The 19,695-nt window shown below is 66.9% G+C and carries 17 protein-coding genes; 2 read left to right on the top strand and 15 right to left on the bottom strand.

Annotated features, from left to right (window positions below; translation table 11 throughout):
• Positions 1-37: 37 nt before the first annotated feature.
• The 11 genes from V6M37_RS07350 to fdhD form a co-directional block, all read right to left on the bottom strand.
• Positions 38-2,122, bottom strand: coding sequence for a CoA-binding protein (locus V6M37_RS07350; protein WP_332671901.1), 2,085 nt, complete (start codon positions 2,120-2,122; stop codon positions 38-40).
• Between the two features lie 54 nt (positions 2,123-2,176).
• Positions 2,177-3,526 carry a phenylacetate--CoA ligase PaaK gene (gene paaK / locus V6M37_RS07355; protein WP_332671903.1) on the bottom strand — a complete coding sequence of 450 codons (1,350 nt, stop codon included), beginning with the start codon at positions 3,524-3,526 and terminating at the stop codon, positions 2,177-2,179.
• Positions 3,516-4,862: an NADH-dependent phenylglyoxylate dehydrogenase subunit beta gene (padI, locus tag V6M37_RS07360; RefSeq protein ID WP_332671905.1), complete on the bottom strand. Its 1,347-nt coding sequence runs from the start codon at positions 4,860-4,862 to the stop codon at positions 3,516-3,518. The genes paaK and padI overlap by 11 nt, the downstream gene beginning before the upstream one ends.
• Before the next feature lie 76 nt (positions 4,863-4,938).
• Entirely contained in the window at positions 4,939-6,204 is a 1,266-nt protein-coding gene (gene padH, locus V6M37_RS07365; protein ID WP_332671907.1) for an NADH-dependent phenylglyoxylate dehydrogenase subunit epsilon, read from the bottom strand.
• An 11-nt stretch (positions 6,205-6,215) separates the two neighbouring features.
• On the bottom strand, positions 6,216-7,466 hold the full coding sequence (gene padG, locus V6M37_RS07370; protein ID WP_332671909.1) for an NADH-dependent phenylglyoxylate dehydrogenase subunit alpha: 1,251 nt from the start codon (positions 7,464-7,466) through the stop codon (positions 6,216-6,218).
• Positions 7,463-7,762, bottom strand: coding sequence for an NADH-dependent phenylglyoxylate dehydrogenase subunit delta (gene padF / locus V6M37_RS07375; RefSeq protein WP_312657066.1), 300 nt, complete (start codon positions 7,760-7,762; stop codon positions 7,463-7,465). Before padF ends, padG begins: the two co-directional genes overlap by 4 nt.
• A complete protein-coding gene (padE, locus tag V6M37_RS07380) occupies positions 7,759-8,331 on the bottom strand; it encodes an NADH-dependent phenylglyoxylate dehydrogenase subunit gamma (protein ID WP_332671911.1) in 573 nt (190 codons plus the stop codon). Before padE ends, padF begins: the two co-directional genes overlap by 4 nt.
• A 211-nt stretch (positions 8,332-8,542) precedes the next feature.
• Positions 8,543-9,454, bottom strand: coding sequence for a DmsC/YnfH family molybdoenzyme membrane anchor subunit (locus V6M37_RS07385; RefSeq protein WP_332671912.1), 912 nt, complete (start codon positions 9,452-9,454; stop codon positions 8,543-8,545).
• A gap of 10 nt (positions 9,455-9,464) precedes the next feature.
• Positions 9,465-10,112, bottom strand: coding sequence for a 4Fe-4S dicluster domain-containing protein (locus tag V6M37_RS07390; protein ID WP_332671913.1), 648 nt, complete (start codon positions 10,110-10,112; stop codon positions 9,465-9,467).
• Positions 10,109-12,859, bottom strand: a complete 2,751-nt coding sequence (locus V6M37_RS07395) for a molybdopterin-dependent oxidoreductase (protein WP_332671914.1) — start codon at positions 12,857-12,859, stop codon at positions 10,109-10,111. The genes V6M37_RS07390 and V6M37_RS07395 overlap by 4 nt, the downstream gene beginning before the upstream one ends.
• A 17-nt stretch (positions 12,860-12,876) precedes the next feature.
• Positions 12,877-13,692 carry a formate dehydrogenase accessory sulfurtransferase FdhD gene (gene fdhD, locus V6M37_RS07400; RefSeq protein ID WP_332671916.1) on the bottom strand — a complete coding sequence of 272 codons (816 nt, stop codon included), beginning with the start codon at positions 13,690-13,692 and terminating at the stop codon, positions 12,877-12,879.
• A gap of 298 nt (positions 13,693-13,990) precedes the next feature.
• On the opposite strand from fdhD, the gene paaX reads away from it, so the two are divergent.
• Positions 13,991-14,950: a phenylacetic acid degradation operon negative regulatory protein PaaX gene (paaX, locus tag V6M37_RS07405; protein ID WP_332671918.1), complete on the top strand. Its 960-nt coding sequence runs from the start codon at positions 13,991-13,993 to the stop codon at positions 14,948-14,950.
• Positions 14,951-15,243: 293 nt separating this feature from the next.
• On the opposite strand, the gene V6M37_RS07410 is transcribed toward paaX, so the two are convergent.
• On the bottom strand, positions 15,244-15,438 hold the full coding sequence (locus V6M37_RS07410) for a YfhL family 4Fe-4S dicluster ferredoxin (RefSeq protein WP_332671919.1): 195 nt from the start codon (positions 15,436-15,438) through the stop codon (positions 15,244-15,246).
• Positions 15,439-15,674: 236 nt separating this feature from the next.
• On the opposite strand from V6M37_RS07410, the gene V6M37_RS07415 reads away from it, so the two are divergent.
• Positions 15,675-16,154, top strand: a complete 480-nt coding sequence (locus V6M37_RS07415) for a MarR family winged helix-turn-helix transcriptional regulator (protein WP_332671920.1) — start codon at positions 15,675-15,677, stop codon at positions 16,152-16,154.
• 9 nt (positions 16,155-16,163) lie between these two features.
• On the opposite strand, the gene V6M37_RS07420 is transcribed toward V6M37_RS07415, so the two are convergent.
• From V6M37_RS07420 to V6M37_RS07430, 3 genes are all read right to left on the bottom strand, one after another.
• Positions 16,164-17,093: a SphA family protein gene (locus V6M37_RS07420; RefSeq protein WP_332671922.1), complete on the bottom strand. Its 930-nt coding sequence runs from the start codon at positions 17,091-17,093 to the stop codon at positions 16,164-16,166.
• A gap of 175 nt (positions 17,094-17,268) precedes the next feature.
• The gene (locus V6M37_RS07425) at positions 17,269-18,711 is read right to left on the bottom strand and encodes an aldehyde dehydrogenase family protein (RefSeq protein ID WP_332671924.1); all 1,443 of its coding nucleotides are present in this window, start codon (positions 18,709-18,711) and stop codon (positions 17,269-17,271) included.
• Between the two features lie 9 nt (positions 18,712-18,720).
• Positions 18,721-19,695, bottom strand: a 975-nt coding sequence (locus V6M37_RS07430) for an FAD-linked oxidase C-terminal domain-containing protein (RefSeq protein ID WP_332671926.1), incomplete at its 5' end; no start/stop codon positions are given.

The raw sequence follows: 19,695 nt of genomic DNA on the forward strand, positions 1-19,695 counted from the left end.
GCGACCGGCCACGAGCGCGGACGGTCGCCTGCAGGTATTACGAATTGCGTTTGCGGATCGCGTCGCTGTCGAGGCGGGCTTCGACGTAACGGGCGAGCGCGCGCGTGCCGCGGCCGCAGTTGCGGAACACACAGACGCCCTGGTCCATCAACCGGCCGGCCATCGCGTCGTAGAGCACGCCGCCGTCGACGATGCCGATGACCGGCTTGTCGTTCTCGGCGACGAGCGGCGGGTAGATATGCACCGTGCCTTTCGGGTCGGACAGGTCGTGACCCGGGCGCAGCTTGCTCGATTCGAGGCCGCGGATTGCCGGTGCGGTCGGGTCGAGCCCGACGACGACCGCGTCGATGTTCGGGTCGTCGAGGAAGGCCTGCGTGACCTGCAGGTGCGCTTCGTCGTCCGCGCCCGGGTTGATGTCGATCGGGTTGCGCACCTCGACGAGCGCGTCGAGGCGCTTCGCCGCGAGAATCTCGCCGACGCGCCGGACGGTTGCCTCTTCGAGCGCGGGCATCTCGAGCGAGAAACTGCCCGATTCGATCGAATCGGCGATGCCGACCGCCTCGAAGCCCGCGCCGCTGATGCCGCCGACGCGCGACCCGATCTTCTTGTGATGCAGCGCGCCGGCGATGTAGAAGAGATCGTCGAACGCTTCGAAGTCCTCGGCAACGATCGCGCCGGCCTGGCGCAACACCGAGTCGGCGAGCCGCCAGTCACCGGCGATCGACGCGGTATGGCCCATCACGCCGCCCGCCCCCGCTTCGGTGCGGCCGGACTTGTAGACGACGACCTGCTTGCCATTGAGCACCGCGCGGCGCACCGCCTTCGCAAAGTCGAGCCCGTCGCCGTCGCGGAATCCCTCGATGTACAGGCCGATGGTCTCGATCTCGGCGCGCTCGGCGAAGTACGCGAGCAGGTCTCCGTGCGTGAGGTCGGTCTGGTTGCCGAGCGCGAGCATGTAGCGCGGGTCGAGCCACGGGTTGCGGGAGAGCCGCGTGATCATGAACGCGCCGCTCTGGCTCAGCATTACGGAGTTGCGCACCGGCTTCTTCTGCGGCTTCGGCAGGCGCTCGAGCGGAATGAACCACGAGTCGTAGCCGCCCGCGTGCGAGACGACGCCGAGGCAGTTCGCACCGAGGAACACCGGCCCGCCGCCGGGCCTGCCGTGCGCGGCGTTGATCCGTTCGGCGAGCTTCGCGGCAGGCTCCCGGCTTTTCGCGGTCTCCCCGAGTCCGCCCGGGATCAGCATCACCGACTCGACGGCGTCGCTTTCGATGATCTCGTCGACAAGGTCGTACACCGCGTCGGCGGCGACCGCGACGATCAGCAGGTCGAGCTTGCCGTCGAGCGCGCGCAGCCCTTCGACGCAGCGCACGCCGTCGATCTCGGCTTCGCCGGGCTTGAGGACCGTCAGCTGTTCCTTCGGATAGCCGCTGCCGACGAGGTTCTTCAGGATGATGCGGCCGAAGTTCATGCTCGTCGCCGACACGCCGATGATGCCGATCGACTTGGGGTGGATCAGCTTGTCGACCTTGTGGATCGGACGCGGGAGCCGTCCCGCGGCCGGCGCGCCGAAGTCGCAGCTTCCGGAAGCGACCGTCGGCCGCTTGTTGAACTGCACGCCATCGAGCCGGAGCGAACGAAGCACGGACGGCGCTTCCGGGTTCGCGGCCGAAAATTCGCGTCCCAGGCCGAGCATCAGCCCGAAGCAGAATTCCAGCACCTGGTCGGGCGGCCGCCGCTCGTCGCGCTGCGCGATCGCCGCCATCTTGCGGTATGCGACCGTGCGACGGAACAGGCGCAGGAAATCGGCCGCGTCGGTGAGTTCGACCGACGCCGAGACCTCGAGGCCGTCCTTGCGGAAGTTCGACGCATCAAGCGCGGCGTCCTGTCCGCCGCTGCCGGCGGACAGGACCGCGCCGAATTCGCGCGTGTTCGTCAGCTCGATACGCAAGTCCACGCCGCCGGGCGCGCCCTCGGCGAGCGCGGCGCCGAAGCTCTCGACGAAGCGTGCGATTTCCGCAGGGTTCAGCGTCTCCCGCCCTTCCGCGGCGGCGTTTCGCAACAACTCTCCGAGCACGACGTTGACCGTGGCGCCCGGGCTGATTCTCGACCGATCGTTCATCCAGTTGTCTCCGTTTTGTTTTCGTCCGGCTGGTCGCCGGCCTTCACCCTGCGCTCACGCGGTGGCCTTCGGCCGCTTGTCGATGACGCGCTTCGCCTTGCCGACCTGGGTGCGTTCGATGCGGTCCGTTTCGAGCACGTGCACGTCGGCGCTGACGCCGATGGCGCTCTTGATCTGGTGGCGGATCTCGGTCGCGATCGCACCGCGCTGGCGCTCGTTCAGAACCTGGGACAGGTCGTGCCGCACTTCGGCAAGCACCGTCAGCTCGTCCATGTGGTGTTCGCGCGTGACCTGCAGCTGGTAGTGCCCACACAGCGCCTCGTGCTTCAGCAGGATCTCCTCGATCTGCGTCGGGAACACGTTCACCCCGCGGATGATCAGCATGTCGTCGCTGCGGCCGGTGATCTTGCCGATGCGCCGCATTGTGCGCGCGGTGCCGGGCAGCAGCACGGTGAGGTCGCGCGTGCGGTAGCGGATGATCGGCAGCGCCTCCTTCGTCAGCGACGTGAACACGAGCTCTCCAGGCGTGCCGTCGGGCAGCACTTCGCCGGTTTCGGGGTCGATGATCTCCGGGTAGAAGTGGTCTTCCCAGATGTGCGGGCCGTCCTTCGTTTCGATGCACTCGCACGCGACGCCCGGGCCCATGACTTCGGACAGGCCGTAGATGTCGATCGCGTCGATGCCGAGCCGCGTCTCGATCTCGCGGCGCATCTCGTTCGTCCAGGGTTCGGCGCCGAACACACCGATGCGCAGCGAACACGACGCGGGATCGACACCGAGGCGCTGCAGTTCGTCGGCGACCGTCAGCATGTACGACGGGGTCGCCATCATGATCGTCGGGCGGAACTCGCGGATCAGCTGCACCTGCTTTTCGGTGTTGCCGCCGCCCATCGGGATTACGGTCGCGCCGAGATGCTCACCGCCGTAGTGCGCGCCGAGCCCGCCGGTGAAGAGGCCGTAGCCGTACGAGTTCAGGATGATGTCGTTGCGCGTGCCGCCGGCCGCGCGCAGCGAACGGCCCATGACGCTGGCCCAGGTCGCGATGTCGTTCTTCGTGTAGCCGACGACCGTCGGCAGCCCGGTCGTGCCCGACGAGGCGTGGACGCGCACGACGTCGCTCATCGGCACCGCAAACATCCCGTACGGGTAGTTGTCGCGCAGGTCCTTCTTCGTCGTGAAGGGGAAGCGCGCGAGGTCGGACAGTTGCTTCAGGTCCGACGGATGAACGCCGGCGGCGTCGAACGCGGCGCGGTAATGCGGCACGTTGTCGTACGCGTGCTGCAGCGACCATTTCATCCGTTCCAGCTGCAGCGCCGCGAGTTCGTCGCGGCTCGCCTTTTCGATCGGTTCGATCATGTCGCCCGCAGTCTCCCGCCCCTGTTCCCAATCTTGCCTAGCAGCCATGCGCCTGCTCCGAAAAACGTTGCACGAACTTCGCGTTCTCGACGACCTTGCCCTGGATGTGCTCGATCTGCTCCGGGGAGAGGTGGCGGAAACGTCCCATCACTTTCAGGTATTCGGTAACCGGCAACGGGTCGTTGACCGGTTTTGTGAAGCGCAGGCCATCCTGCGGGTTGAATTCCCACAGCATCACGAAGTTGGTCTCGACGGCCTTGCGCGCGACTTCCATGTTCTGGTCCGACGGGAAGCGCCAGCCCGTCGTGCAGGGCGAATACACATGCACGTACGCGAAACCGCGCTTCGACGCTTCGAGCGCCTTGTCGATCTTTTCGTAGAGGTCCTCCATGTACGCGGTCGATGCGGTCGCGACGTACGCGCAGCGGTGGTTCACCATGATCAGCGGCAGGTTCTTCGCGTCCTGCGTCTTGCCCTGCGACGGCAGCCCCTGCGAGCAGCCCGCGCCCACCGGCGTGGTCGAGGTCCAGGCGCCGTACGGCGTGCAGCTCGAACGCTGCATCCCGGTGTTCATGTAGCCCTCGTTGTCGACGACCATGAACAACATCTGCTCGCCGCGTTCGGCCGCGCCGGACAGCGACTGGAAGCCGACGTCGGACGCGCCGCCGTCACCCGCGATCGCGAGCGCCGTGACGTCGCGCCCCATGCGCTTGAACTGGCGCTTGACGCCGGCCAGCATCGCTGCGGTGTTGGTCAGCAGCGGGTGGAACACTGGCACCTTGGTGCCGGTCGTGCCGTTGAATCCGACCGAGCCCATCCCCGGCACGCAGCCCGGAGGCGTCGCGAGCACGGTGTCGGGGCCGACGCGGCGCAGGGTGTGGCGCATCAGGAGTTCCGTGTTGCAGCCTTGGCAGCCCGCGAGGCCCGGCGCGAAGAGGTCTTCCCAGTCGCCGACTTCGTTGTAGATGTTCGCGGTCGTCACGTATTTCAGCGCGCCCTTGCTGCACACCGGCACGCACGCGGGCTTGCCGTCGCAGGTGTCGCATTTCGACACGTGGCCCGAGACCTCGTCGAGCGCGATGCCGCCGTATGCACAGCCGACCGTGCACAGCAGGCAGTCGACGCATTTCGACGCGTCCCAGCCGATGACGCCGGTGTCGCCGTCCTTGTTCAGGGCGCCGGCCGGACACACGCTGACGCATTTCGGATCGCCGCACTGGCGGCACATCGCGAGCTCGAACGCCTTCTCCCTACCGACGATCTGGATGCGCGAGCGCGCGACGTCGTCGGTGCCGGTCTTCGCCTGCGCACAGGCCCTCATGCAGTCGCCGCACCCGTCGCACTTGGCGGGGTCGAAGGCGATCGTGCTGAATGCTCTTCCCATCATTTGCTCCTTGCGGGGGCGCCGGCATCACGCCGGCCTTCGCGCTCACGCCGACCTACGGTTCGTGCACTCGCGCTCATCGCCACGTCCTCGACATGATTTCGCGACCGACCGCGAGGGGGTTGTCGACGAAACGGTCGCGGACTTCGGTGAGGTCGATGCGGCGCAGGATCAGCTGCCACATGATTCCGCCGTCGAAATACTCGTTGATGCCGAAGATGCCGGTGAGCCGCCCGCCGTCGAAGATGATCGTCAGGTAGCGGCCATTCGCCTCGTCGAAGCGCGTGACGACGTCGCCGCCTTCGGGGACGTCGCTGCTGCCGACCGAGATCGCGTGGCGGCCGAAGAAGTGGTAGGTGTTCAGCGGCACGCCGCCGGCGTAGGCCTTGATGCCCGGGTCTTCGGCCATCGCCATGCCGGCGATGCGGCCCTGCTCGGTCGCCGACGGCAGGATCGCGTTGACCTGCTTGCGGGGCGCGAAGAAGTGCTTCGCCTGCGCGCAGTCGCCGGCCGCCCAGACGTTGTCGATGCTCGTGCGCATCTGGTCGTCGACGACGATGCCCTGCTCGAACGCGATGCCGGATCCGTTCAGGTAGCCGACGTCCGGCTTCACGCCGGTTGCGACGAGCAGCAGGTCGGCGTCGAGCGTGTCGCCGTTCGCGAGCGTCACCGTCGCGCCGGTCGCCGACTTCGCGAGGCCGACCACGCGACTGCCGGTCAGCACCGTCGCGCCCGCTTCGCGGAACGCCGCTTCGATCAGGCTCGACGCGGCGGCGTCGAAATAGCCGCCGAGCACCGTCGGGCCCATTTCGACGATCGTGACTTTCGCACCCGCCTTGACGAGGTTTTCAGCCGCGTGCATCCCGACGAGCCCACCGCCGAGCACGACCGCGTTGTTCGCGCCCGCGATCGCCGCGTTCAGCCCGGTCGCGTCGTCGAGCGTGCGCAGCACGTGGTAGTCGACGCTGTCGATGCCGGGGATCGGCGGAATCACCGGGGACGCCCCGGTCGCGAGCAACAGTTTTTCGTAGCCGAGCGTCGAGCCGTCGGCGAGCTCGGCGGTGTTCGTGTCGGCGTGCAGCGCGGCGAGGCCGGCGTTGCGGCGGAAGCTGACGTTGTTGCGTTCGAAGAATTCGTCGTCGCGCAGGAACACCCGCTCGGGCGCCGACTTGCCCGACACGACGTAGGGCAGCACCGTCGGCGAGTACGGCAGGTGCGCGTCGCGCGTGACAACGGTCAGGCTGCCTTCCGCGTCGTGCATGCGGATCGCGTTGACCGCTTCGAGCGCCGCGTGGCTGCTGCCGACGACCAGGTATTTCGTCTGTTCGATCACTCTGTCCATTTCCGGCATCCTCAGTCGTTCTCGTTCAGCCAGACGGGTTCCGACGGCATCGGGCCGGTCAGCAGCGCCTCGGTGTCGTCGATGACGCGGTGGAAATGCCCGGTCGTGATGTCCGCACCGGCGAGGCCGCCAATGAAGCTCATCGACGGCAGGTGCCGGCCGAGCCGGTACAGCACGCCGAGGATCTCCTGGTACATCGGGCCGCAGTTCCAGCGGAAGCCGACTGAGCGGTCGACGACGCCGAGCGCGCGCACGCGGCCGAGCGCCTTCTGCAGCGCCTCGATCGGGAACGGGCTGAAGGTCTTGATCTTGATGAGCCCGACGCGCTTGCCGGCGTCGCGCGCTTCGTCGACGGCGTCCTTCGCCGCGCCGGTCATGCTGCCGAGCGTCATGATCGCGAAGTCAGCGTCGTCCATCCGGTACTCCTCGACGAGCGGCGCGAAGCGGCGGCCGAACCGCTGCGCCCATTCTTCGTGGATCTCCTCGATCACGGAGAGCGCGTTCTGCATGCCGCGGCATTGGCTCTTGCGGTAGCGGACGAAGGTCGACGGTCCCTTGCCGCCGGAGCCGCCGGTCAGCGGATCGACCGCCATCGGCCGCAGCGGGTCGAGTGCGACGTGCCAGTTGACGTCCTTCGGACCCATGAACGCGTCGACGTCGGCCTGGTCGGGCAGCTCGACACGCGATGAGCCGTAAGACAGGTAGTTGCCGTCGAGGCAGATATTCACCGGCAGCATCACGTCGTGGTGCTCGGCGATCTTGAACGCCATGATCGTCGTGTCGAGCACCTCCTGGACGGTCTCGCAGTAGATCTGCACCCAGCCGACTTCGCGCACCGTCATCGCGTCCTGGTGTCCGCCCCACACGCACTGCGGCGTGATGCCGTCGCGCGTGACGATCGACATCACGATCGGCAGGCGCATGCCCGACGTGCGGAAGTACGGCTCGAACATGAACGCGAGGCCCGGGCCGCAGGTCGCGGTGTAAGTCCGCGCACCGGCGAGCGCGCCGCCCTGCAGCACCGACAGCACCGAATGCTCGCCTTCGGCATCGACGATGTCGGCGTCCATCTTGCCGTCGGCGATCAGCTTCGCTACGTGCTCGACGAGCGAGGACTGCGGCGTGATCGGGTACACCGCGACCATGTCGGGCCGCGCGAACGCGACGGCGAGCGCGGCGGCTTCGTTGCCTTCGCAGAGAATCGCCTTCGGCTTGCGCCGCGCTTCGGCGGTCGCCGGCTTTTCGAGGGTATCGGTGCTCACTGTGCCTCCCCGATCATCGTGATCGCCCCGTGCGGGCACTCGGTGGCGCAGATGCCACAGCCTTTACAGGTCTTGAGGTTGAAGTCGAACCACGCGGCGTGCTCTTCGACGCACTGCACCGGGCAGTACAGCCAGCACACCGCGCATTTCACGCATTTGTCGCGATCGACGACCGGCCGCACGCTGCGCCAGTCGCCCGGCAGCATCGGACTGACCTCGGTCGCGACCGGACAGAGATCGTCCGGAACCTTCGCCTTCTCGAGGTTGAACAGCGGATAGCTGTGACGCCGGGTCATGCCGCGGCCCTCCTTTCGACCTGGTGGACGACGGTTTCGGCATAGCCGCGCTCGAGCGCGGTCATGTTCTGCGCGAGGCCGGCGTCGCGGAAATCGGAATCCTCAAGCGCGCGCTTCAACGCGTCGAGCGAGACGACTCCCGTCGTGCGTGCGAACGCGCCGAGCATCAGCGTGTTGGTGATCGGGCGCTTGAAGATCTCGAGCGCGATGCGCACCGCGTCGCACAGACCGACGGTCGCGATCGTGTCGGGAAGCGAGAGCTCCGTGAGCGGCTTGTGCGTCGTCTGCACCAGTGTCCCGCCCGGCTTCATGCCCGCGAAGATGTCGACCGACTTCATCAGCGTCGGGTCGACGCAAATGATGCAGTCGGGATGGTAGATATTGGTCAGCTGGCGGATCTCGCGATCGCTCGCGCGGAGAAAGGACACCACCGGCGCGCCCCGCCGTTCGAAACCGAACGACGGGATCGACACCGCGTACTTGCCTTCCTCGACCAGCGCCGCGGCCAGAATGCCCGACGCCAGCACCGACCCCTGGCCGCCGCGGCCATGGAACCGAACTTCGTACATCTCGTCTCCTCCTGCTTGGCAGGCACGCACCTGCCTGGGTGCGTGTTGTCGTTTGTTGCGGTACTGCCGTTTGGCCCGTCCGGCCGACTGGCCGCGAGAGGGCCTTCCACTTCCGGCCGCTCGCCGTCGGCCTTCATTTCGCCCGCGTTGCCGGGACGGCCGGCGGGCCTCTCGTTGATGGATCGGAGCCGGGAAGTCCGGCCACGGGTCGTCAGCCGGCGCTGCCCCAGCCCGGTCTCGCGGCCGGACCGGAGACGCCGCGTCCGCGCACCGGTTGATGCTTCAGCTCGAGCCCCTGCGTGAAGGCTGCGCGCCGGATCAGCGTGTATTTCAGAAGCCAGCCGGCACCGACGGCGAGGGCGCCCGCCGCCGAAATCGCGACCACCGAAGCAGGGAATCCGAGGACGCCGACGCCAAGCAGAAGCGCCGGAGCGAGCGCGCCCATGACGACGACACGCTGGTCGATCGCGGCCAGTGCCCGCAGGCTGCCGGTCGGCGCGCCGGAAGCGCGCAGCGCCCGGATGTAGGCGCGCCACACGAGGACGCGAACCAGCAGCAGCAACAGCACGCCGGCGACCAGGCCGGTGCGCGACGCGAGACCGAGGCCGATCCACGGCGCCGAGACGGCGAGCAGTCCCGCCCCTTCGGCGAGTCCGGTCGCGAACACCACCGGGCGGCAGGCCGGATGCCGCCACGCGGGAATCCCCTTGTCGGCGTTCAGAATCCGCGCCTGGCTATAGACGAAGGCCGCGCCTGCAAGTCCGGCGCACATCGTCGCGGCGGTGCTGTTCGACAGCAGCGCCAGCGTACCGAGCCCGAAAACGACGGGCGCGACGAGGGCTTCGCGCGTCATCCACGACGTCGCGAGGTGCCGATAGACGTTCATTGCGCGCAGCGGGCGTCCGATCTCGAACCAGACGCAGGTCAGTCCGATGCCGATCAGCGCCATTCCTGCGACGAGCAGCGCGCGCACGTCGATGCCGGCGAGACTCAGCAGCGCCGCGGCGAACAGCAGGCCGCCGCCCGCCCCGCCGCAGATGAAGTTCGAGGCCGCGCGCCAGTCCCAGTTCTGCTGCAGCCGCGGACTCGCACCGCCGCCAGCCTTGAATGTCTTCGCTTTCATGCGCAGCGCCTCACTTCTGGTCCCAGATGTAATACACGCCCGGCCCGGTGCCGAGATCCTCGTGCATGCGGAAATGCTGCGTGCCGGCGAGGAGCTTGCTCACCTTGCTTTCGGCGTCGTCGATGTCGCCGAAGCTCATCGCCCCCGAGATGCAGGAGTTGACGCAAGCCGGCGTGACCTCGGGGTCGCGGCCGGGAACCTGCCCGGTCTTCGCCGCCTGGTCGATGCGATCGATGCAGAACGTGCACTTCGTCGCGACCGAGATCCGGGCCGGATCGAAGCGGACCTCCTCCGACTTGATCGGCTTGTCGCCGTACGCGAAACGCGCCTCGTCGACGATCGAGCGCGCCTCGTACGGACAGGCCATCACGCAGTTCGCGCAGCCGATGCAGACGTCGTAGTCGATCGCGACGAGGCCGTCCGGCCGCTTCGTCGTCGCCGACGTCGGGCAGACCTCTTCGCACGGGGGCTCGTCGCAGTGCATGCACGCCACCGGCAGGAAGCTGCGGCGCACGTCGGGGAATTCGCCGGTCTCGAGGTCGAGCACGCGACGCCACTGCACGCCCGGCGGTGTCGCGTTGGCGTTCTTGCACGCCGCGGTACAGGTCTGACAGCCGACGCAGCGGCGCAGGTCGATCGCCATTACATAACGGGTCATGCTGCGCTCCTTTCGACGCGGCGCACGGCGACGCGGACGATGTCCGCGCCGGAGCCGGTCGCGTCGGTCAGCTCCATCGACATCGGCGCGATCGTGTTCAGGCTCGGCAGGCCGAAGTCCTTCGCGAACGGCGTCGCCCAGTGGTCGAACTGGCCGAGGATGACGAGCGTGTCGGGACGGACGCCCTGCGCGAGGACCGCGTCACCGTAGGTCGCGCCGATGTGCGAGCGGATCTCGACGCGGTCGCCGTCATTGATGCCGAGGCCCTTCGCGGTCTTTGCGTTCATGATCACGCCGGTGTGGCCGCGGACGTTCTGGGACACCTCGCGCATCAGCGCTATGGTCGCGTTGCCGCCGGTGTGGTACTGCATGCTCTTCGTCGCGAGCAGCCACAGCGGGAAGTCTTCCGGCTTCGCGCCGGCGTTGACGAGCTGCTGCTCCCAGCGACCGGGCACGTCGTGCCAGTCGGGCAGCGCGGCGTATTCGGAAAGCTGCTCGTCCCACCAGTGCATGTTCTGCTCGTGCAGGCGGTTGCGCAGTTCGCGTCCGACGCGCAGGAGCCGCTCCTGGTACGGCATCTCGTAGCGCAGGCCGTGCTTTTCGAGCGTCGGCGTCAGGTACCAGTCGAGCTTCGACATCGGCACCGTGTAGAAGCCGTGCTCCTTGAACCATGCGAGGTCGTGCGTCTCGACGCCGTTCGACAGGCTCGCCGACGACGCCTTGCAGATCGCGTCCCAGATCTCCTCGACGCCGTGTTCGGCCTGCTTGTCGAGGCTGAAGTCGTAGTGCTCGCCCTTCAGCGGTGCGCCGCCGCCGGCTCCGCGGTTCAGCGCATTGTTGTAGCCTTCGAGCAGCCCCGTGCGCTTCGCCAGTTCGGTCGTGATCCACGTGAAGTCGCGCGTGTCGCCTTGCGGCTCGACGGCCGGCTGGCGCAGCACGACGCCGCGGTGCTCCCAGAATTGCTCGACGAACTTCGTGCCGCCGACCTTAATCATCTGCAGCGATTCGAGGTCGGTCGCCTCAGGCAGCAACAGGTCGGCCATCCAGTTCGTCTCGTCGACGGTGTAGGCGAAGCAGACGGTGTAGGGGAAGGTCGCGATCGTGTCGACGAGCGTGCGCGTATCCCAGAACGAGATCGCCGGGTTCGAGCGATAGACGAACCAGACGTCGGGCATCGTCGGCGCCGGCGCGTTGAAGTCCTCGGGGACTTCGCGCTGGAACATCCACGCGAGCTGCGTCGGGCCGAGCGCCTGGCTCCACGCGGTGTTGCCGACGATCGGCACGAGCGTGCGATGCAGGTTCCGCCCCGTCGGCTTCGCCACCCAGTGCGCCTTGTCGGTCGGGTTGAACTTCTGCGCCATGAAGCCGTCTTCGCCGGCCGTCACGCTCATGTGGCGATCGTCCTGCGGGCGGTTCAGCCGCACCGTCGTGCCGAGCGTGCCCCCGGGGTTTTCGAGCGCACCGACGAGCGTCGCGAGCAGCGTGCGCGCCCAGCAGCATTCGAACGCGCCCCAGCCGTTATTGACCGATTTGCCGAGCGAGACCGCGACGGGCCGCAGGGGCAGCGTCTTGCCGTCGATCTCGATCGTCTCGCCTATGCACGCGTTTTCGAGGTATTCGTTCGCGATGCGGCGGATCGTCTCGGCCGGCACGTCGCAGATCTTCGCCGCCCATTCGGGCGTGTATTTGCGCATGTGCTCGACGAGCATCGTGTACGCGGTCGTGCCTTCGACGTCGCCGAGTTCGCGCCGCTCGTCGTCGGCGTCGACGCTGACGGCGCCGCTGACGCGATAGCGCCCGGTGAGCGCCGGGACCGCGCGGGGCGTGTCGAACGGCACCGCCTCGCCGCTCACGATGTCGCGGATGAGCGGCTTCGACGTCGCGGCGTCGCGCAGGTACAGGCCGTCAGGACCGACCAGATACGGCGACGACGTGCGGTCGCGCAGGAACGGGATATCGAGCGATTCGACGCCGTGTTCGCAGACGAGCACGTGGATCAGCGCGAACATGAAGGCCGGATCGGTCTTCGGCCGGATCGGCACCCATTCGGCCGAGCACGCGCCGGTGATCGACAGGTGCGGCTCGACCTGCACACGCTTATAGCCGCGCACCCGCGCGTCGGCATGCCGCGTGACCGCGCACGGCCCGCCCGACGCTTCGACGTTCGCGCCGATCGAGATCACGTAGCGCGCGAGCGGCGTATCGGCCGCGACCGTGAAGGCGCGGTGCCAGAACTCGCCGTACAAGTGCTCGGAATGCACGCACTTGACGCCCTGCCCGGAGCCGAAGCTGAAGTCGATTGGCCCCCAGGCGGCGAGAAACGCCGGGAAGGTGCCCATGTACATCGCGGGCGTGCCGCCGTGACCGAAGCTCGCGGCGAGCCGCGGCAGTCCGGACTCGTCGACCAGCCCCTTCTCCCGCGTCGCACGCAGCTTCGAGGAGAGCATGTCGAGCGCCTCGTCCCACGAGATCGGCACGAAACCCGGGTCCTCGTTGCGGCCCTTCTTCGGGTTCGTCCGCTTCATCGGCTGCAGCACGCGATGCGGGTTGTACGTCTTCTGCACGAGCCCGTACGCCTTCACGCAGACGCGACCGCGCGCCGGATGCACGTCCTCGGCGGCGAAGTTCGGCTCGATCTCGGTGGCGACGCCGTCCTCGACCTTCACATTCATGAAGTCGGGCCCGGCGACGCAGTTGTAACAATAGGTCGGGACTTTCTTCACCGACCGAGGACTTGCACTGGACATGCTTCCCCCGTTGCCTCTTAGTGAACCCGTTGCGGATGGGAATAGACGCTGTGCCGCTCGCCGCGGGCAAAACCGATCAGCGTGACGCCGGCCTGCTGCGCGATGCGCACCGCCATGCCGGTCGGCGCGGACACGGCCGCGACGACGCCGATGCCGACGGAGGCGGCCTTCTGCACGATCTCGTAGCTCGCCCGGCTCGTCATCAGCAGGAAGCCTTCAGCGAACGAGCGGTGCTGCGCGGACGCCGCACCGATGAGCTTGTCGAGCGCGTTGTGGCGCCCGACGTCCTCGCGCACCAGCTCGACGCCTCCGTCGGCCCGGCACCACGCGGCGCCGTGGACCGCGCCGGTCAATTCGAAAAGATGTTGCAGCGAACGCAGCTCCCGCTGCGCGCGGTTCAGCGCGCCCGCCTCGATCGTTCCGACCGGTGCGACGCGCCCGACCGGACGGGCGGCGAGCTGGTCGAGACTTTCGATGCCGCACAGCCCGCAGCCGGTGCGGCCAGCCAAGGCCCGCCGGCGCCGGCGCAGGTCAGCGAAGCGCTCGCCGGCGAGTTGCATGCGCACTTCGGTCCCCGCCGCATGCTCGACGACGTCGAGGTCGTAGATCTCGCTCACACCGCGCACGATGCCTTCGGTGAGGCTGAAGCCGAGCGCGAAGTCCTCGAGGTCCTGCGGCGTCGCCATCATCACCGCGTGCGAGAAGCCGTTATAGACGAGCGCGACCGGGACCTCTTCCGCGACCGTGTCTTCGCTCGCCGTCGCGCCGTCTCCGACCCAACGCTCGACGTCGTATCTGCCATGCGCTTCTGCCATCGACTCGAAACCTTGCATTTGCACACCTCGCGACCGCTTTGACACGCCCAGGGATTGCGCCCGATCAACCGCAACTTCTGGACTTAACGATACAAATGCAGCCATTCTTGGTCAATGTATTTGTATCACGTCAGGCAGAATTCTTCACAGAGGTTGACCTGGATCAAAGGGCGACCGGAACGCGGGCAGCGGACCCCACGCAAGGCATCGGCGATGCCGGCCTGCAATGGTTTCTTGAATCGCCTTCCGGACGCTAGAATCGACCGGCATCGAAGACCTCGGCACCCCCCACATCGACTCCGACGGTAACCAATCAATGAAAAGCCGATTTCTCGAGCAATGGATCGACGACTACCTGGCCGAGCGCCGGGTACGGGCGAACTCGCTGATCATCACGATCTACGGCGACTTCATCGCGCCCCACGGCGGCACCGTCTGGCTCGGCAGTTTCATCCGCCTCGTCGAGCCGCTCGGGCTCAACGAGCGCATGGTGCGCACCAGCGTCTACCGGCTGTCGCAGGACAAATGGCTGGTGTCGGAGCAGATCGGGCGCAAGAGCTATTACAGCCTCACCGCGTCCGGGCGCCGCCGTTTCGAACAGGCATACCGGCGCATCTACGACGACCGCCAGGAGGTGTGGAACGGGGAATGGCAGCTCGTGATCCTGCCGGCGAGTTTAGGCGGCACGCAGCGCGACACCCTGCGCAAGGAGCTGTCGTGGGCGGGGTTCGGCGCAGTCGCGCCGGCGGTGCTCGCCCACCCCTCGGCCAGCAGCGACACGCTGCTCGAGATCCTTCAGGACACCGGCGCGCACGACAAGGTCGTCGCGATGACGTCGAACACGATCGGCGCGCTGTCGGGCCGGCCGCTGCAGGAACTCGCGCGCGAGTGCTGGAATCTCGAAGAAATCGGCGGGAAGTACCGCGAATTCATCGACCGTCTGCGCCCGGTGCTGCGGGCGCTGCGCAGCACCCGCAATCTCGATCCGGAACAATGCTTTCTCGTGCAGGCACTGACGATGCACGAATTCCGCCGCACGCTGCTGCACGATCCGTTGCTGCCGGACCAGCTGATGCCCAACGATTGGAGCGGCGCGGTCGCGCGCGAACTGTGCCGCGACGTCTATCGGCTGACGTATCGCCTCGCCCAGGAACACCTGATGGCGGTCTGCGAGACGCCGAACGGCCCCCTGCCCCCCGCCGCGCCGTACTTCTACGAGCGCTTCGGCGGACTGGAGAACGTCGCGGCCGAAGCGACGGCCGGGCGGGATTATTGAACCGGCGACCCGGAATCGGTCGTTCGCCCCGACCCCGGTCGAGGGGCCCTCACAGGGCTTCGACCAGCCAGCCCCGAGCGAATTGGAAGAGCTGGATGCGAACGGCGTTCGCTTGCCGCGTCAACAGGCGAAAGAGGGCCTCGGCATCGATGCCGACGTCAGTGGAAATCGGCAGTCAAAGCGATTTCATGATACACAGCTATGAATATTTTCAGCCCGTCTCGTATCCATTCAGGGACGGACTCGGCGCGCTTCGGCGCACGGCCGAACCGCGCTGCGGCGATCGGGGCCTGCTAGGCAGCTAGCGGCAGGATCGCGTCGACCGGACAGACGTCGGCGCACTGCGGTTCGTCGAAGTATCCGACACACTCTGTGCATTTCGCGGCGTCGATGACAAACGTGTCGGGGCCCGCCGCGATCGCCTCGTTCGGGCACTCGGGCACGCACACATCGCAATTGATGCAGTCTTCGTTGATCGTCAACGCCATCGCGGTCTTCTCCTGTTCGCATATGAAGGGTGCCGGACCGCAGTGCGGTCGAACCCGACCGCCGCCCGTCCAGGGGGAGGATGCGAAGCCGCATCCACGCCCCGGACGATAACGATTACGTCGCTTTCTGTCAAACTGTTTGATGTCAAACAATCACGAGATGGTTTGGCTGAAGACCGAGATACGGTAGCATTCGCATTGTTGCCGCACCATCGATCGCAGTTCCCGGAAGTGACATGACCAGAAAGAAGACCCTCGACGAAAAAGGCCTCGATTTCGGCATCCTGCCGAGCCTCGCGGGCTACCAGCTGCGGCTCGCCCAGATCGCGATTTTCCGGGATTTCGCGCAGTCCCTCGGCGAGTTCGACGTCACTCCGGGACTCTTCGGCGTGCTCGTGATCATCGACGCGAACTCGGGCCTGAAGCAGAGCGAGCTCGCGCGCGCCGCGCACCTCGACCGCTCGACGGTCGTCTCGGTGATCGACAACCTCGAACGCCGCGGCCTCGTCGAACGGCGGGCCGCCGACAACGACCGCCGCTCCAACGCGCTCGTGCTGACTCCCGACGGCAGCGCGCTGCTGAAGAAGCTCAAGCGCCGCGTCAACGAACACGAAAAGCGCCTGGTCCAGCACCTGACCGAAGACGAGCGCCAGACCCTCGTCACGCTGCTGCAGAGGATTTTCCCGGAGAACCGGGCCTCGCGGCCGAACGCGTAAGCGCCCGGGTCAGAAGGGAAGCACGAGCTTGAACCAGGCCTTGTCGCCGCGGAAGCGGTTTTCAGCCGACGTTTCGCGCTGCCACTGCGCGATGAACATCGTGCCGCTCTTGGCCGTGTAGCTCACGCTCGGGCCGATCGCGAAGACCTCGCCCTTGCGCCCCCGCGACCACAGGCCGGGCACCGCCGCGAGGGTCTCGCCTTCGAGCTCGTCGTCGGTCGTCTGCTTCAGGTAGTAGCCCGACAGACCGACCGCCCACGGCCCGAAGTGCTTGCCCGCGACGTAGTCCATATGGAAATCGTCGCCGGAGTCGTAATCCATCTTCGGCGCGCCGGGCGCGGGGCGGAAGTCCTCGTTCTTGCGCTTGATGTTGTACATGAACTTGCCCGATAGCTCCCAGCCCGAGTCCGACAGCCACGTCACCGCGAAGATCGGCTCGATGCTCCAGTAGTTCGTGCCGATGCTCTTCCTCGGGTCGCCCGACTCGTACTTGCCAGTCGGCAGGTTGAAGTCGAGCGCGACCGTCCAGTGCAGGTTCGGCGTGTGCCACGCGACGATGATCGGGTTGATCGTGATGTCGCCGACGCCGCTCGCCGACGCGCCGGGGCCGCCGAGTTTCACGTCCTGGCTGACGAACGGCACGATCAGGTGCATCCCCCAGTCGCCGCCGAGAATCTTCGTGTTCGTCATCTTGATGAAGCGCAGCGCATCGAACCACGCGCGCACCGACGTCCCCGGCACCTTGTCGCCGTCGCCGTCGCGCAGCTTCGCGTCGTAGTAGCCGAAGTAGTTCAGAAAGTAGTTGCCCGGCGGCGGGACCGCGCCGGCCAGCCAGTTTTCGGCGCCGTTCGGGTACTGGTCGCCGCCCTCTTTCGCCGTCGCGTTGCCGACGACCGCGGTGGCGAGCGCGACCGCGATGCTCAGTTGCCTGATTTTCATGTCTCCTCCCTGATTATTTCCACGAAGCCCGCCACCAACTTCAGCCGTAGGGCGGAAAAGCGCAGCGCCTTCCGCCACACCGCGGCGTGAATCTCCCCATAGGGCGGAAGGCGCTTTCGGCTTTTGGCTGCGGCGAAACTGCGTTTTCCGCCCTACGACGTCGCGCCTCCGCCCTCTAGAACGGGAACTGCCGCTTGCCCATCTGTACGGTGATCCACTTGAGTTCGGTCATCTCGTCCATCGAGTGATGCCCGCCCTCGCGCCCCATCCCGCTGTCCTTGATGCCGCCGAAGGGCACGTGCGGCTCGTCCATGATCGAGGCGTCATTGATGTGCACCATCCCCGCCTCCAAGCGCAGCGACAGGTCGAACGCCTTCTGCAGGTCGTTGGTAATCAGGCCGGACGAAAGCCCGTAGCACGAGTCGTTGGCGAGCCGCAGCGCCTCCTCGCTGTCTGCGGCGCGGATCACCGACACGGCGGGGCCGAAGCTCTCCTCGCGGAACACGACCATCTCGGGCGTGACGCCCGCGAGGATGGTCGGCTGGTAGAACGCTCCCTCGCTCTTGCCGCCGTGGAGCAGCTTCGCGCCCTTCGCGACCGCGTCGGCGACGTGGCGGTCGAGCACCGCGCACTGCTTGCGGTCGATCAGCGGCCCGATCACGGTTTGCGGATCGTGCGGGTCGCCCACCTTGAAGCTGCTGATCTTGGTCGCGAGCTTGTCGCAGAAGGCATCGAAGATCGGCGCCTCGACGATCAGGCGCGAGTTGGCCATGCACACTTGCCCCTGGTGCAGGAAGATGCCGAAGGCCGCGGCATTCACCGCGTAGTCGAGATCCGCGTCCTTCAGCACGATCAGCGGGCTCTTGCCGCCTAGCTCCAGCGTGATGCGCTTGAAGTGCCTGCCCGCTTCCGCCGACAGCTCGCGGCCGACCTCGGTCGAGCCGGTGAAGGTGATCATGCGCACGCGCGGATCGGAGACGAACTTGTTGCCCAGCACCGAGCCCTGCACCGGCACGACGTTGAGCACGCCCTTCGGCAGTCCCGCCGCTTCGAAGATCTCGGCGATCTTAAGGCCCGTGACCGGCGTATAAGTCGCGGGCTTCAGGATGAAGGTGTTGCCGGCCGCGAGCGCGAGCGCGACCTTCTTCGTCGCGAGCAGGAACGGGAAGTTGAACGGCGCGATCCCGGCGATCACACCCAGCGGGCGGCGCACGCTCATCGAGAACACGCCCGGGCTGTCGGAGGGCATCGTCTCGCCGGTGATGCGGCGGCACTCGCCCGCGGCGCTCCTCAGCAGATTGACGACGAAGGACGCCTCGAACATCGCCTTGCCGAAGGTCGAGCCAGCCTCGTCGATCAGCACGTCCGCGACCTCGGGGATGCGCTTCTGCAGCTCGTCCGCCGCGCGCAGCAGGATCGCCTCACGCTCGTTCGCGAGCGTGTTGCCCCAGCTTTCACGCGCGCGGTAGGCGGCGGCGATGGCACGTTCGAGGTCGTCGGCGGAGGCCTGATGCACCCGCCCCCACACCTCGCCCGTCGCCGGATTGATGTCGTCCAGGATCGTCTCGGTCGACGACGACACCCACTCGCCGTCGATGAACAGCTTGTATTCCTTCATGCTTCCCCCTTACAGGCTGATGCCGCACCGTCCCGGCGCGATGATGTTGTTGGGGTCGAGCGCCTTCTTCAGGCGCTTCTCGACGTCGCGCTTCACCGGGCCGTAGGTCGCCGCAACCTTCTCGGCGAAGGCCGTGTTCGCGCGGTACATGCCGTAGCCTTCCTTCGCGAAGGTGTGCAGCAGCTCGTCGTAGCACGCATACGCCTTCTCCATCTGCTCCGGAATCGAGCGGTCGTACAGCAGGTCGATGACGTGGTGCATATCGCGCCAGCCGACGATGAATTCGCCGACATAGTCGAAGCCGTACTTGGCGAGGATGGTCTTCGCCATCTGCATCTGCTTGAGCGTCTCGGCGCCCTTCGCCTGCGACACCGGCGCGAACCAGATGGAACCGCCGCCCCCACGCCAGTTGTAGAGCCCGAATTCGCCGAGATTCGGCTTGCCCTTCATCAGGTCGAAACGGTATTCCAACGCCTGGCTGCCGTTCGACTGCTCCTGCGTGATGATCTTGCCGCCGGTGCCCGCCGCAACCGCCTCGATGATCTTCCAGTTGGCGTCGTTGGTTTCCTTCGTGCCGTAGAGGCCCGCGTAGACGTTCCACGCGCCGATGTTGTGATCCGCCTGGATCTTCTTCACGGCCTCGTCGGGGATCGCGCCCGGCCCGGTGTAATAGTCCGCGCGCTTCACCGGCGTGCACGGCGCCTCCCACAGCGTGTGCGCGATCACCACCGCGTTCGGGATCACCATCGCGATGCGCAGCGGCCGCAGCGCCTCGACGATCTTGGTGATGTCGGTCTCGTTCGGGTACTGGATGCAGAAAGGGCGGAAGTCCGGCGGCGCGGGCATCAGCCACATGCCCATCTTGGTCACGACGCCGTAGTTCGACTGCGTGAACATGCCGTCGAGCGTGGGCCCGTAGCCCCACTTGAACACCTGCCAGGTGTTCGAGTTCTCCATCGCGCCCATGCCGGTGCGCAGCACCTG

This window comes from Aromatoleum sp. (assembly GCF_036675785.1).
Lineage (GTDB): Bacteria > Pseudomonadota > Gammaproteobacteria > Burkholderiales > Rhodocyclaceae > Aromatoleum.